The following is a 13876-nucleotide window of genomic DNA, read 5'->3' as shown; positions in this document are numbered from 1 at the left end:
CTTTTAAAAATTTTGCTGTTTTTATTCAATTATTTATCAAATAAATCCCACTTCTTGCTAAATTTTTTAAGGAGAAAAATGAAAACTCTAATCATCTTAGCACACCCTGATATCCAAAACTCGGTCATAAACAAACGCCTGCTACAAGAGGCTCTCAAAGAGCCGCAGCGCTTTAGTGTTCATGATTTGACACAGGTTTACGCAGGCGGCAACATCGACGCTGCGCGCGAGCAAGAACTCATCAGAGCCCACGACGCCCTCATTTTGCAGTTTCCGCTTCACAACTTCTCCTGCCCTCCGATTTTAAAATCGTGGATCGACGCGGTGATGACGCATGGCTTTGCCTACGGACGCGGTTCAGACGGCATAGCGGGGCGCAAGGTAGCGCTAGCCGTGACCGCAGGCATCAAAAAGAGCGACTACAGCCCGCAAGGACGCTATCATTTTAGCTTGCGCGAGGTTCTTACGCCCTTTGAGCTTGCATTTAAATACTATTTTCGCGCCGATTACCGCGACTTTTTCGCATTTTACGGCGCCGAAGAGACTCCGGGTGTGGACTACGTATCGAGCCAGGACGATTTAGAGCAAGGCTCTAGAGAATACGCGGAGTTTTTGCGAAATTTGGAATAAATTTTTATAAAAATGGTTTAAACTTTATGACATAAAGCATTTAAAAATTTATAAATTTAATTGTATAAATTTTTGCTAATGCTTGTCGTTTTTGGTGTGCTAAATTTGTAAAGACTATCAATTTAACAAAGCTTTTAAGCTCGCCATGAGCCCTAAAATCTTACTTTCATTTAAAATTATAAGAAATTAAATTTCAAAAAGATATAATCCAAGCATTCAAAATAAAGACGAAAGATTGCGATGAGAAAGAAGTATTTTTATAGCCAAATTTTTGGCAATATGGGTGTAAATTTAAGTGAACAAGTAGCATTAAATAAAGTTGGCAAGTTCTTTAAAAATTCTTGCCAAAACCATGCTAAATAAAGAGGATATAAGGAATTTACTAGCGCATAGATTTTGTAACGACATACATAAAAAAATTAGTGAAATTCCGACACCAAGCGCCTTAAAAGATATCTATAAAGGCGCTAATCGCATAAAAGAAGCGATCGAGAAAAACGAGCGCATAGCCATTGTGGGCGATTATGATGTTGATGGTGTTGTTTCGAGCGTGATTTTAGCTGAGTTTTTTGATGATCTTGGCGTGAAAGACTACCTAGTAAAAATTCCAAATAGATTTAAAGATGGATATGGGCTAAATCCTGAGATAATAGACGAACTCTCAGCCGATATAAGCTTGATTATCACCGTTGATAACGGCATCTCTGCAAACGATGCGGCCATTATCTGTAAAGAAAAAGGCATCGATCTTATTATCACTGATCATCACATGCCTCCAGCTGTTCTTCCAGAAGCTTATGCGATCATCAATCCAAAGCAAGAAGAATGCAACTTCCCAAATATTGAAATTTGTGGTGCTGAGGTCGCTTGGTATTTGGTTGGAGCGTTAAAGGATGTTTTTGGGCTAAATTACGATATGAGCAAATTTCTAGAGCTTTTAGCTATCGCGATAATTGCTGATATGATGGAGCTAAGAGATATGAATAGAATGCTTGTTCGTCTTGGCATTTGTAAGCTAAATGCGTCTAAGCGTTCCGCATTTCATGCTATAAAAGAGTTTTATGGTAAGGAAAAATTTGAGTGCGATGATATTAGCTTTCTTATAGCTCCGCTTATAAATTCAGCCGGACGCATGGACGATGCAATGAATTCATTTAATTTTTTGCGTGCAAAGAGCATCGAAGAGGCTTACAACTATCTTGATATGATCATTGAATTTAACAACTCCAGAAAAGAGGAAGAGCGCCAACTCTTTGAGTGCTCGCTAAAGGACGTAAAAGAAGACGATGAAGTCATCATCACTTGGGGTGAGCAGTGGCACGAGGGTGTGATAGGCATCGTAGCTAGCCGCCTAGCAAAGCACTTTGCAAAGCCAGCTATCGTCTTTAGTATAGATAAAGGCCGTGCAAAAGGTAGCGCTAGAAGCATTGGTAAGCTTGATATATTATCTCTCATAGCAAGCCACGAAGATCTGCTAACAAGCTACGGTGGTCATAAAGGAGCGGCTGGACTTACACTTGCGCCTGAAAATTTGGTGAAATTTAAAGAAGCAATAAATAAAAGTTGCTCATGCCTAAATATGCAAGAGTGCAAAAGCTCAGACGAGCTACTTGGTGACATAATGCCAAGCGAGATCGACTTTGAACTGCTTGAAATTTTAGAATTTTATGAGCCATATGGACAGAAGAATCCTCGCCCAGTCTTTAAGATAAAAAATGCTCTTGTTAAAAATGAAAGACTTATAGGAAGAGATCAAAATCACTTAAAGCTCATCTTGCAAAAGGATAATAAAACACTTGAGGCTCTATTCTTTAACTTTACAAGACATGCTAGAGTTGGCGAGATGATAGATATTATCTTTTGTATATCAAAAAATTCATTCCGCGGACTTGTTACTCCACAACTACTCATAAAAGAGATTTTATAAATTTTTATCTCGGTTTTATAATGCTAAATTTTAATAAAACTGAGATTGCTTCGGTTTTAATTCGCCAAAATCGTTTCTTTATATATTTAATGCAGTCCAACTAAAATAATACTATTTGAGTCAAATTTCTGTATTGTAAAATTAATGTTATATAAATATTTATACTTTGTTTAAGTTCATTTTTGCTTTAATTTTAATTTTAAATATTAATTTCATAGGACTAAACATGAAAATTTCTTACGTTTTAGCATTTGCTTTAGTACCAAATTTAATGCTTGGTGCTGAAGAAACGATAGACTTGGCTCCGGTTACCGTTTCCGCAAAGATACAAAAGTCCGTTCTTGACGAACCGACAAAGGCTCAAATAGTAGGCAATGGTGCGATACTGGAAAACAGCGACATCGCCAAATCGCTTTCAAATTTGAATGGCTTTACGATGGAGCGCAAGGGCGGAGGCGGCAGCGAGGTTTATTACCGCTCGCAGACGGCGGCCAGACTGCCGGTGCTAATCGACGGTAGCACGCTAAACGGCGGTTGCGGTATGCGCATGGATACGCCCATCACTTACATCTCGGCGCAAAATTATAGCTCGGTTCGCATCGTAAAAGGCCCACAAGACGTCAGATACGGCGCGCTCATTAGCGGCGGTATATTTTTCGATAGGAGAGATAGCAAGGCTATCTAAACCGAGCTTTGGAGGAAACGTAAGCGTACTTGGCGGTAGTTTTAGAAGATTTGAAACTGCTGCAGACGTAGCGGCGGGTAACGAGTTGGGCAGCTTAGAAATTTCCGGCGGACACTACCAGAGCGGCGATTATAAAAGCGGCGACGGACAGAAAATGCATACGCACTATAAACGCAACAGCGTTTCGCTCGTAGGCACGCTAACGCCCACGGATACTACCGCCTTGCAGCTAAGCGCGGATCTGGGTAATGGAGAAGCGGCTTATGCCGATAGGATGAGGGACGGCGTGCAGTTTGACCGCAAGTCTTTCGGACTAAAATTCGAACAAGATGTCGGTGAGCACAAGATCAGGCTAAGTTCGTACTATCATCAAATCGATCATATAATGGACAACTTCACCATGCGTCCGGTGGTGCCGGGCACGGGGCGCGGCAAGGGATATAGCATCAGTCACCCGATACGCGATATGTACGGCTTTAAGCTAGAAGGTGAGTTAAATTTCGATAATCTAACTAGCTTCATTGGCGCCGGTTATTCGCAAGACTCCTTTAAATGGCGAGGCGCCGGAACGGGCGGAGCCGGCGTATCTAAAGCCGACATGGACGCCGCCCTATCAAAGCCGCACGTAAAAGAGCGCAAGGTAACGTATAAAACGATATACACTCAAAACGAATACGTCCTTGAAAACGACTACGGGCTTTTTGGCGGACTTAGGCTGGACGCGGGCGAGAGAAAACTGTTAAAAACGCATAAGAGCAGAAAAGAAAATTTATTCTCAGGCTTTTTTAGATACGAAAAATATCTGCAAAATTTAACGCTTTATGCAGGACTAGGGCACGCCCAAAGGTTGCCAGATCACTGGGAAACGAGTAAAGACGACAATCTCAAGCTAAATAAAGAAAGAAACACTCAACTAGACTTTGGCACCGTGCTAAAAGATAAAAACTACGAGCTAAACGCAAATTTCTTCGTCTCGAAGATGGATGATTACATAATGATAAAGTATAGTCCTATGGGTATGTCTTCAAACGTATTTAATACCGACGCCCTGCTATACGGCGGCGAGATAGAGGGCACTACGCTGCTAGACGATATGTTTAGGCTAGGGGCGGGAGTATCCTACGTCTACGGCAAGGTAACTAAAAACGCGGGCGGCCTAAAAGACGGCGATGCACTGCCTAAGGTTTCGCCTCTAGCGTTTAAACTAAGCGCCGGCTTAGAAAAGCCAGACTGGTTCGTCAAAGCCGACTTCTACGCTAACGCATCGCAAAACCGCGCACAAAAGGGCTACGGCGACGTGGGCGGCATGGACCTGGGCAAGAGCGATAGCTTTTGGACGCTGGGGCTAAGCGCGGGCTACAAATACAAAAATTATCAATTCTTGCTAGCGGCGGAAAACCTAAACGATGCCAAATACGCCTATCATAACTCAAAAGGCGGCTACGGCGGCGGTATCGCAGGCTACGAGACTATCCCGAACGGCACGAGGCTTTATGAGCCGGGCAGAAGCTTTTGGGCGAAATTTAAGGTGCATTTTTAGGGCGTAACTTAATAAATTTGGCATGGCTGTGGGCTTAGGATTTGCCCTAAAGCTGTGCTAAATTTAAGTATTTCTGCTCTTATCTTCTTAATAATACCCACGTTTACTACATTTACTATTAGTAATAAATTGGCACTTGGTATAAAATTTCTTATTAAATTTAAATTTTATATAGATTAAAAGCTTAGATGTAAAATCTCAGAAATTTTTTAAAGGAGAGGTATGAAAAATTTACTTGTAAAATCAAGCTTGGTTCTAGCTTTGGTAAGCTCAGTTGCACTAGCTCAAGGTGCATTTGTTGGTGGTGAAGGTGATTATTCGTTTAACTCAAAAATCAAAACAAAAAACATAGCAAGTAGTGAGAAAAATAACTTCAAAAAAGGTCACTATGGCCTTGGCTTTTATGGCGGTTATGATTTTGACAGCTATAGAGCTTATGGCGGTTATTATTATGACTTTAAAGCTAGGAAAAATGCTGGTGAGTCAGATGCAAAATGGAGTAAGCATAAATTTCTAGGCGGTGTTGATTATACGCCAAATATCACTGAGAATTTTAAAGCCGTTCTTGGTGGATACACAGGTCTTGGCTACTTGAGTGTTAGAGAGAGATTTAATAACGAAACAAGTAAGAAAAATTTCAAAGGCTTACTAGTTGGCGCAAAAGCGGGCGGCATCTACTCATTTGACGAACATAACGCGATCGAGTTTGGCTTAAAAGCTGATAAGACTTTTTATAAGAAAAATAGCGGAGCTCAGCTAAGAGATACGACTATAGGAATTTATACAGGCTATACTTATAAATTCTAACATTTAGGCAAGGCTTAGGCTTTGCCTTATTTTGGGCTACTCTCTACCTTCAAGAAGTGGCACAAAAAGGCACTCATCCAAGTACTCTTTTTCTAAATTTCCATCTTTATCTTTTTTAAATTTAGCGATAAATTGCTTGCCATCTTTTTTCATTGGAGCTACTAAAATTCCACCATTTTTAAGCTGCTTAAATAAATTTGGCGAGATCTCATCAGCAGCTGCCGAGAGTAAGATACGATCAAACGGTGCGTAGCTTCGCCAGCCATTGTTGCCGTCATCATACCTTACGTGCACGTTTCTGATCTTTAATGCCTCGAAGCGTTTTTTCGCCTCCATGGCTAGCTTTTCTATTCGCTCGACGCTAAAAATTCTGTGTGCAAGTTTGCTTAAAATAGCTGCTTGATAGCCACTGCCGCAACCTATCTCTAGGATGTTATCCATGTTTTCGCACTCTAGTGCCATTGTCATTTTTGCCACAGTTAGCGGCGAGCTGATCCATTGATTGCCCAGTATGGGCTGAGCATCAAGTTTATAAGCATGTGCAGTGATTGGTACAAAAATTTCGCGCTCAGTGGTAGCTATCGCATCGAACAAAAGCGGACTTAGTGTGATCTCATCGGCTATATCGCTAGCTAAATTTTGGCATTTTATCGCTTCTAGTTGGGTCAAAATTTATATCCTAAATAAAAATTAAATCGTTATTATACGATTTAAAACTTATCTTAAAATTTATAAAATCCCTAAATTTGTCTTGATCTCTTTTATTAAATTTGCATCAAAAATCGTTTCTTTAACAAGTGTGCCATTTGGTAAAAACACCCCAGCAACTTCTAATGCAAGAGAGCTTGAGATCATGACGTAGCAGTTGTTTGCGATAGCTAGAGCCTTGCAAAGGCTAAGATAAGCATCCTCTCTAGCCTTACCCCACATGGCAGGTACCATGATGATGTCACATCCTTTTAGCTTTGCCCAAAGCTTGCTATCGCGTAGTTCAAAACAGATTAGCACCCCAAGCTTTAGCCCTCTAAAATCAAATGCATTTATATCGCTCACATCGCCAGCGGCAAAAATTTCATGCTCCAAATTTGGCCTAAAAAGTTCGGCTTTAAATTGTGAATGAAAGACATTATTTGAGTTAAGAAGCAAAAATTCGTTATAAATCTTTGGTTGGTGTGGATTTAGATTTGAAATTTGAGCGAGCCCTGCGCTTTTGTTTAGGCTAGTAAGGTGCGTAAAACCAAGAAATTTATCTGGGCTAAGCGCCTCTTGCAAGCGCTCAAGCAGCATTGCATCAAAGCTACCTATCATGCCACCAAGCATCGCTTTGTTCGCCCCTACAAAAAAGCCGTCAAAGTCATAGCTGCTGATGCAAAGCTCGCTTGCAAGCAGTAGCGAATTTTCAGGCGCAGCCTCAACTAAATTTGCAAGCTCTTCTAGTCGCTCGGTAGCATTTTTTGCCTTTAAAGTTAGGCTTATTAGGTTTAAATTTTCGTCCATTTATTTTCCAAATACAAATGTTATAGGTTTTTCATCGTGGCAGTCTTTTGGAATTTTGCAGTTTATATCCGTGCCACCGATGTTTGGTGTAGCTTTTAAAATAACGCTTATAGCTGTGATCTTGTCATCGCGCTGTGAGAGTGGATCATTAAAGACCCAGACCTCAAAGCCTAGACCTCTAGCCTCATCATGTGAAACTACTCTTACCTCTTTTAGGTCTTTTGGCTCAAAGCCACACTGCTTGTTTATGCCAAGCATCACGTCATTTCCTAGCACTGATCCTAGTGGCGCGAAACTTGGTGCAATTTCGCCGTTTGGCATCTCTTGATAGACTTCCGCTTGGCTTGTCTCTTTTATCTTGACAAGCTTGTAGGCGTAGAAATTTTCGAGATTATTTTTATTTGCCTGATCGATTATCCTTTGACTACTACTCGCACATCCTACAAAAAGCACGCAGGCAAGGGCTAAGATGCCATTTTTAAAAGTCATCAAAGCTGATACTTCCCTTGCTGTAGTTTGTCACCTTTGCTTCAAAGAAATTTGACTTTTGGTCGTTAAATTTAGCAAAGTCATCGACCCATTTGATCGGGTGAGCGGCGTTGTATTTGCGCTTTAGACCGATCGCAACTAGGCGCTGGTCGATGAGATAGTGGATGTATTGCTCGATGATATCATCAGTAAAGCCCATTATCTGGTTTTGGGTGATGTATTTGCCCCATTTGATCTCTAAATTTCCAGCTTTTTCAAACATATCATAAATTTTTGCCTCAGTCTCAGGCGTGAAAAGATCAGGCCTCTCTTTGCGGACTGAATTTATCATGTTTTGAAACAAAAGCAGGTGCGTGATCTCGTCGCGTTGGATGAAGCGTATCATCTGCGCTGAGCCTAGCATCTTGCCAGCGCGAGCTAGAGCGTAGATCGCTGTAAATCCGCTGTAAAAGTAGATGCCCTCTAAAATTTGGTTCGCAACCATCGCAAGAAGCAGCTTCTCGTCAGTCACTTCGCCTGCAAGCTCCTCATAAACGCTTGAGATATAGTCGTTTTTCTCGCGCAAGACGTCGTCGTGCTTCTCCATCTCGTAGATGAGGTCGGTGTTGTCGCAGATCGCCTCGACCATGACAGCGTAAGACTTGCTGTGGTTTGCCTCTTCGTAGGCTTGGCGGCTTAGCACGGCGTTGATCTCTGGTGCGGTGATGTAAGGGTTTATGTTGTCAGCTAGGTTGTTTGTCTGGAAGCTATCCATCGAGATGAGCTGGCTCCATACGAGATCGTACATGCGCTTTTCGGCCTCTGTGAGGTTGTAGGCGTAGTCGCGCACGTCGTCGGTGGTATCGACCTCTTTTGGAAACCATGTGTTTGCCTCCATGAGGTCCCAAAGCTTTAACGCCCACTCGTATTTTGCCTTGGTGAAATTCAAAATGCCGTGTGGGTTACCGTTAAAGACTCTTCTGTCGGTCAAATTTTCATTTGAACTTGGGTTGTAGATGCGTTTTCTATTCATAAATTTCTCTCTTGTTTGTAGTAAAAATTTCTCAAAATCTTACCCAAAGCAAGGTAAAAATTTACTTTTATTTAGAGTGCCTTAGTCCTTTTTATCGTCATCAAAAAGCCAGTTATTATTAGTAAAACTGCGATCACGCATGATACTGCAAATACGATCTGGCCGATCTCGCCAAACATCTCACCGGTGTGCAGACTAAGCACTTTTCGCCCAGCCTTTTTTGCCTCTGGGATGCTTTCAGCCTTGCTAACAAGCTTGTTTTCTTTGATCTTGCCAGCGCTAGCGTCAAGCTTTAGTTTGCCCACTTGGCTCTCACTAGTTTCGTAGTTTATAGTGTAGGTGCTTTGGTTGTTTTCAGGCACGTTTATCGTGAGCGATTTTAGCTCTAGCGTGACGTTATCCTTAAAAATTTGCTCCGCAGCCTCGATCTCTTTAAATTTCTCGTCGCTTATTGGGAGTAAATTTGATTGCGGTAGACTTTTTTTCATTGGAGCTATTTTTAGATCAAAAAATATGCTATTTACGCCACTTCTCACCCAGCCATAAGACCAGTAAAGACCAGTTAGTGACATCACCACAAGCAAGATCGCCACGTAGGTGCCAAGGCTGGTGTGAAGGTTGTAGAAGCAGGCGTAGCCCTTTGCTTTTGGTTTAATTTTTAGTGAATTTAAGAAATTTCGCTTGATCGCTGGTGCGTAGAGGATGAGGCCACTGATAGCAAGCAGAGCCATGATGATAGAGCTAACCGCAACTATTTGTTTGCCGATATTGGCTGGCACTTTACTATCAAGCAAGGCAAGTCCTAAATTTCTATGAAGGCTTAAGATAATGATACGAAATTTCTCACCCCAGTCCTCACTGATCACCTCGCCACTTCTTGGATCTATAAAGAAATTTAATTGTTTTTTATCCTTTGTAATGCTTATACGATAAGCTTCATTTGCTCCACCTATTTGTAAGCTTTCAAGCGTATCAAATTGAATCTCACTTTTTGCTTTAGCTAGGAGTTCATTTAAACTTAAATTTGCTTTTTCGCTAGGAACTAAGTTTATAAAATTTTTATTTATTGCACTTTTGATCTCTTCTCTATAAGACGCAAATGGTGCTGAAAGAGTCATGAATATTAGTGGAATAGCCGCAATTAGCCCAATTATTAGGTGGATGTTGAAGATGATTTTTCCTCGTTTTAAAAACATTTTTTTCCTTTAAATTTTAATAGCGAATATTATTTTATTTTTTGTTAAGAGGAGATAAATTTGGTAAGAAATTTGCTATTTATTTTGGGCGATCGGCAAGAGATACTCAAAGGTTCTGATGGCTGCGTTTAGATCCTTTTTATTTAGAGATTTAAATGGTTTTAGCAAGTAGTAAAGTGGTTTAAATTTTATAATTAGCTGTAGTGAGCGCGCGTAAATTTCACTCCCTCCGGCTGCCAAATATTCGCTAATGACTTCGCTTGCAAACTCGTCTGAAATTTTAAAACGAAATAACTCATCTATAAAAACAAGCAGATCGCGACACTTTTGAAGCTCTAGGTCATGGCTAAAAAATTTTGACTCAAAGTCTAAAAATTTTATCTCGTCATTTTTTATGGCGATATCCCTAAGAGCCGGGCGTCCGTGCGCAAAATTTAATGCGTGAAGCCCAGCTAGCGCGCGGGCTGCTTTTAATAGAATTTCATGTTTAAATTTATCATCGTTGCTATACTTAAAAAGCTGAGAAATCGGTTCACCAACATCTTCTATTACGAAAAACTCATCACTCTTTAGAATGAGTTTTGGGGCAGGAGCTTTGGCTTCGTTTAAAATTTCAAGTTTTTTTATCTCGCTGGCAAATGATTTATAAGGATTTGGCTTGAAAATTTTAGTTAAAAAACTACCTTCAATGTTTTTTTCAATACGTTTTAACCAAAATTTTTGTCCATCAAATTCAAAGCTAAAGACGCGATCGTTGCCATCACTATGACTTTTTAAAATTTCACTGACATATTGTTTTAAATTTTGCATATTTGTAATTTAGCGAAAGAAATCTGAATTTTTACATATATGTGGCATAAATTTTAGTAAAAAATGGTGAAAATGTATTAAGCAAAAGAGACAGTAAAGCACTGGTGGAGTTAAGCGGGATCGAACCGCCGACCTCTTGAATGCCATTCAAGCGCTCTCCCAGCTGAGCTATAACCCCAAAAAAGATTTGGTATTTTATCTTTTTATGCCTTACAATATTTTGAAATTTACATTTTGTAAAATAAATTTTTAAGCAATTTTTGGGTAACATTGCAATCTTTAACGCGGGAATAGCTCAGGGGTAGAGCACAACCTTGCCAAGGTTGGGGTCGCGAGTTCGAATCTCGTTTCCCGCTCCATTAATTTAGCCCGAGTGGCGGAATGGTAGACGCAAGGGACTTAAAATCCCTCGGTAGTTTTTACCGTACCGGTTCAAGTCCGGTCTCGGGCACCACCAAAAAACGGCGACATGGCCAAGTGGTAAGGCATGAGCCTGCAAAGCTTTGATCCCCGGTTCGAATCCGGGTGTCGCCTCCAAACTTCAAAAATAACTACTCAAAGGAATAGTAAGTGAGAAAGTTACTTTTAGCAGTATGCATGGCATTTTTCGTAGCTGGTTGTTCAAATACTTGGCATGGTGTAAAAGAAGACACTCATAATGCTAAAGAATGGACTAAAGAAAAGATAAATGATGGAGCCACATATATTAAAGAAAAAACAGAATAAAATTTAGTGATTATAGTAAATTTTAAGCAAAGTTGGTTATAATCACAAATCTTTAATCGGGAGATGGCTGAGCGGTCGAAAGCGGCGGTCTTGAAAACCGTTGAGGTGTGAAAGCCTCCTGGGGTTCGAATCCCTATCTCCCGGCCATCTATCTAATTCCTTGTATATTTTATAAAGCATTACCTAGATTTATCGTTCATAATGGCTATAAAAAAATTTCCATAAATATTCAGTCCAAAATTTACTAAAACTAAAAATAGTAGTAAATTTCTTATTCAAAGTAAGATATTGTAAGATAAGGAAAAGTTTAAGAGTTTTTATATTTTATTTTTGACTATCTTAAATTCTCAAAATAATATTTGTAGTAGCACATCCAAAATACATAATAGGTAGTAATCCTGTGTATAAATATATGTAAAATTAATAATATTGAATAAAGAATTTAAGACGAATCCAAAATAAGAATTTAAACTAAAGCAATCCATGAAAATAGTTTAAAGTTAAAGTGGCGGCTATGTTTTATGTAGTCTAGGTTTTATTTATATTTAATAGATAAAAGTACAACAGACAAAAAATAAACTACTTGCTAATAAATATTTTTTTGAAATATTATTTTGAGAGAATATCTAGCCACATAAAAGTAGCTAGATAAGGAAAAATTTCTAAAAATTTTAGATTTTTAAAAGCTCGGCTTCTTTTTCTTTTACAAGAGTATCGATTTTTGCAGTGTAGGTGTCAGTTATCTTTTGAACCTCATCTTGTCCCTTTTTGCTCTCGTCCTCAGTTATAGCTTTGTCTTTTTCAAGCTTTTTGACTTCATCATTTGCATCTTTTCTTACGTTTCTTATACTAACTTTGGCTTTTTCCCCCATTGATTTTGCATGTTTTGCATTTTCTTGGCGTTGCTCGACGGTCATAGGTGGGAAAAATAGCTTAACACTCTCACCATCACTATTTGGATTGACACCGATATTTGCTGCTTGGATAGCCGATGATATGGCTTTTATCATACTTTTTTCCCAAGGCGTGATAGCGATAGTTGAAGCGTCGCTTGTAAGCACAGTGGCTACTTGGTTAAGTGGAGTTGGCGAACCATAATAATCAACCATTACATGATCTACAATATTAATGTTTACCTTACCCGTTCTAAGCGTTGTAAAGTCACGTTTTAATGAAGCTATTGCCTTCTCGCAACCCTCTTTTTGTGTTTCGTAAATTTTATTTAGCATTGATGTCCTTTATTAGAAGTTTTGTACTTCGTTGATGATCTATTTTTAGTGATATTAAAACTTTGCGTTTATCAAGCGGTGGGTTAAATTTACACTCAAAAACCCCATTTGTCATGGGTACCTTTTTAAAGCCATTAAAGCCAGTCATAAAAAAACTACCTTCACTGGCGTTTGTATCAGTTTTTATAATGAGTTTATCTATTGCATTATTTTGTGGATAGCTATCTGGAAATATCCACTGAGCATTTAAAAATTTGCTATTAAACGTTAGTGCTATTTTGGTGCCGTTCATCACAGGCGTTCTATAAAGATCGTAAACGTCGCTCTTGCTTGAAACAGCGCCTGAGTTTTGATTTAGAAGTGCCAAAAATCCAAATTCTTTTGCAAGCTCAACTACTCTTTTATCGATTTCACCGTAAGGCACTGCAAAGAATTTTGGTTTATAGCCCATATGCTTTTCAAATGTTTCTATACCTTTTTGAAAATCTTCTCTTAATGCCTCATCACTAAGTTTGGTCATCCTTGGGTGTGCGTATGAGTGGTAGCCGATCTCGCCGTAGGCTTCCAGCTCTTTTAGCTGATCAAATGTCAGATAATCACCATATTTTCCAGCAATAGCCTCGACATATATCATCATAGCAAATGGATAGTTGTATTCTTTAAAAACATTAAGTGCGTTATCATAAAAGCTTTTGTAGCCATCATCAATAGTAATAACAATCCAGTTATCTGGTATCTCTTCGCCAGATTTTAGCGCATCAACTAGCTTAGAGAGTTTTACGACTTCGTAGCCGTTGTTTTTAAAATATTCAAATTGTTCTCTTAAATTTTTGACTGAAATATCAGTGCTTGCATGTCTTGGATCATCAAATCGATGATAAACTAAGATATGGGCGTCTGCAAAAGCAAACGTTAGCGTCAAAAATGACGCTAAAAACGTTTTTATCATTGTTATTTTGCTGGAGTTTGTGGTACGCTAGGAGCTGATGGCACGTCGCTTGATTTTGGTACGACTAGAGATTTGCTATCTACTGTATCAACGATAGAGCGCTTTAGATCTTTATTGTAGAAGTATCCAAGTGCAAGTGTATTTAAGATAAATAAAATACCTACGATAAAAGTAAATTTAGCTAAAAATCCAGCTGGTCCTTTTGCTCCAAAAAGACTCTCGTTACTTCCGCTATATGCCCCAAGTCCGATAGATGAGCTTTTTTGAAGTAAAACAGCGATAGTTATGATGACAGCTAGAGCAAACTGTAAGATCAAAAATATTAAACTCACGAAATTTCCTTTAAATTTTTAAAAATAATTGTTTGCGATTATACAAG

15 protein-coding genes and 5 tRNA genes are annotated in these 13876 nt (G+C 39.3%); 10 read left to right on the top strand and 10 right to left on the bottom strand.

The annotated features are described in order from the left end of the window. The first annotated feature begins 12 nt into the window (after positions 1-12). The 5 genes from CYO92_RS00425 to CYO92_RS00410 all read left to right on the top strand — a co-directional run bounded on the left by CYO92_RS00425 (position 13) and on the right by CYO92_RS00410 (position 5589). Positions 13-630: an NAD(P)H-dependent oxidoreductase gene (locus CYO92_RS00425; protein WP_258030573.1), complete on the top strand. Its 618-nt coding sequence runs from the start codon at positions 13-15 to the stop codon at positions 628-630. A gap of 352 nt (positions 631-982) precedes the next feature. Then, a complete protein-coding gene (recJ, locus tag CYO92_RS00420; protein ID WP_103589191.1) occupies positions 983-2557 on the top strand; it encodes a single-stranded-DNA-specific exonuclease RecJ in 1575 nt (524 codons plus the stop codon). A 226-nt stretch (positions 2558-2783) separates the two neighbouring features. Further along, positions 2784-3242 (top strand): TonB-dependent receptor plug domain-containing protein, encoded by a 459-nt coding sequence (locus CYO92_RS09255; protein ID WP_180997817.1) that lies wholly within the window; start codon positions 2784-2786, stop codon positions 3240-3242. Between the two features lie 85 nt (positions 3243-3327). Then, on the top strand, positions 3328-4782 hold the full coding sequence (locus CYO92_RS00415; protein ID WP_180997816.1) for a TonB-dependent receptor domain-containing protein: 1455 nt from the start codon (positions 3328-3330) through the stop codon (positions 4780-4782). Between the two features lie 222 nt (positions 4783-5004). After that, a complete protein-coding gene (locus CYO92_RS00410) occupies positions 5005-5589 on the top strand; it encodes a hypothetical protein (RefSeq protein WP_103589190.1) in 585 nt (194 codons plus the stop codon). A gap of 36 nt (positions 5590-5625) precedes the next feature. On the opposite strand, the gene CYO92_RS00405 is transcribed toward CYO92_RS00410, so the two are convergent. The 7 genes from CYO92_RS00405 to CYO92_RS00375 all read right to left on the bottom strand — a co-directional run bounded on the left by CYO92_RS00405 (position 5626) and on the right by CYO92_RS00375 (position 10771). Next, positions 5626-6258, bottom strand: a complete 633-nt coding sequence (locus CYO92_RS00405; protein ID WP_054197303.1) for a protein-L-isoaspartate(D-aspartate) O-methyltransferase — start codon at positions 6256-6258, stop codon at positions 5626-5628. 60 nt (positions 6259-6318) lie between these two features. Then, positions 6319-7086: a carbon-nitrogen hydrolase family protein gene (locus CYO92_RS00400; RefSeq protein WP_103589189.1), complete on the bottom strand. Its 768-nt coding sequence runs from the start codon at positions 7084-7086 to the stop codon at positions 6319-6321. Next, a complete protein-coding gene (locus tag CYO92_RS00395; protein ID WP_103589188.1) occupies positions 7087-7575 on the bottom strand; it encodes a hypothetical protein in 489 nt (162 codons plus the stop codon). It lies immediately after the preceding gene. Beyond that, a complete protein-coding gene (locus tag CYO92_RS00390) occupies positions 7565-8587 on the bottom strand; it encodes a ribonucleotide-diphosphate reductase subunit beta (protein WP_103589187.1) in 1023 nt (340 codons plus the stop codon). The genes CYO92_RS00395 and CYO92_RS00390 overlap by 11 nt, the downstream gene beginning before the upstream one ends. Before the next feature lie 71 nt (positions 8588-8658). Then, positions 8659-9783: a PepSY-associated TM helix domain-containing protein gene (locus tag CYO92_RS00385; protein WP_103589186.1), complete on the bottom strand. Its 1125-nt coding sequence runs from the start codon at positions 9781-9783 to the stop codon at positions 8659-8661. Positions 9784-9858: 75 nt separating this feature from the next. Next, entirely contained in the window at positions 9859-10593 is a 735-nt protein-coding gene (locus CYO92_RS00380) for a spore coat protein (RefSeq protein ID WP_103589185.1), read from the bottom strand. 102 nt (positions 10594-10695) lie between these two features. Then, positions 10696-10771 (bottom strand) — tRNA-Ala (locus tag CYO92_RS00375). A 106-nt stretch (positions 10772-10877) separates the two neighbouring features. Between CYO92_RS00375 and CYO92_RS00370 the strand changes: the two genes are divergently transcribed. The 5 genes from CYO92_RS00370 (at position 10878) to CYO92_RS00355 (ending at position 11466) form a co-directional block, all read left to right on the top strand. Next, positions 10878-10952, top strand: a tRNA-Gly gene (locus tag CYO92_RS00370). 8 nt (positions 10953-10960) lie between these two features. Then, positions 10961-11047: transfer RNA gene (locus CYO92_RS00365), tRNA-Leu, on the top strand. 9 nt (positions 11048-11056) lie between these two features. Continuing rightward, positions 11057-11130 (top strand) — tRNA-Cys (locus CYO92_RS00360). 33 nt (positions 11131-11163) lie between these two features. Beyond that, a complete protein-coding gene (locus CYO92_RS09250) occupies positions 11164-11319 on the top strand; it encodes a hypothetical protein (RefSeq protein WP_180997814.1) in 156 nt (51 codons plus the stop codon). A gap of 57 nt (positions 11320-11376) precedes the next feature. Beyond that, positions 11377-11466: transfer RNA gene (locus tag CYO92_RS00355), tRNA-Ser, on the top strand. A 524-nt stretch (positions 11467-11990) separates the two neighbouring features. Here the strand turns inward: CYO92_RS00355 and frr are convergent. From frr to secG, 3 genes are read right to left on the bottom strand one after another with little or no spacing between them, the layout of a single operon-like run. Then, positions 11991-12548, bottom strand: a complete 558-nt coding sequence (gene frr / locus CYO92_RS00350; RefSeq protein ID WP_072595202.1) for a ribosome recycling factor — start codon at positions 12546-12548, stop codon at positions 11991-11993. Next, positions 12538-13497, bottom strand: coding sequence for a polysaccharide deacetylase family protein (locus CYO92_RS00345; protein WP_103589183.1), 960 nt, complete (start codon positions 13495-13497; stop codon positions 12538-12540). Before CYO92_RS00345 ends, frr begins: the two co-directional genes overlap by 11 nt. A 2-nt stretch (positions 13498-13499) precedes the next feature. Beyond that, positions 13500-13829: a preprotein translocase subunit SecG gene (secG, locus tag CYO92_RS00340; RefSeq protein WP_103589182.1), complete on the bottom strand. Its 330-nt coding sequence runs from the start codon at positions 13827-13829 to the stop codon at positions 13500-13502. Positions 13830-13876: the final 47 nt, after the last annotated feature.

It is taken from the genome of Campylobacter concisus (assembly GCF_002913715.1).
GTDB lineage: Bacteria > Campylobacterota > Campylobacteria > Campylobacterales > Campylobacteraceae > Campylobacter_A > Campylobacter_A concisus_AG.
The sequence above is the reverse complement of the archived record's forward strand: the minus strand, read 5'-3'. Positions and strand labels throughout refer to the sequence as shown.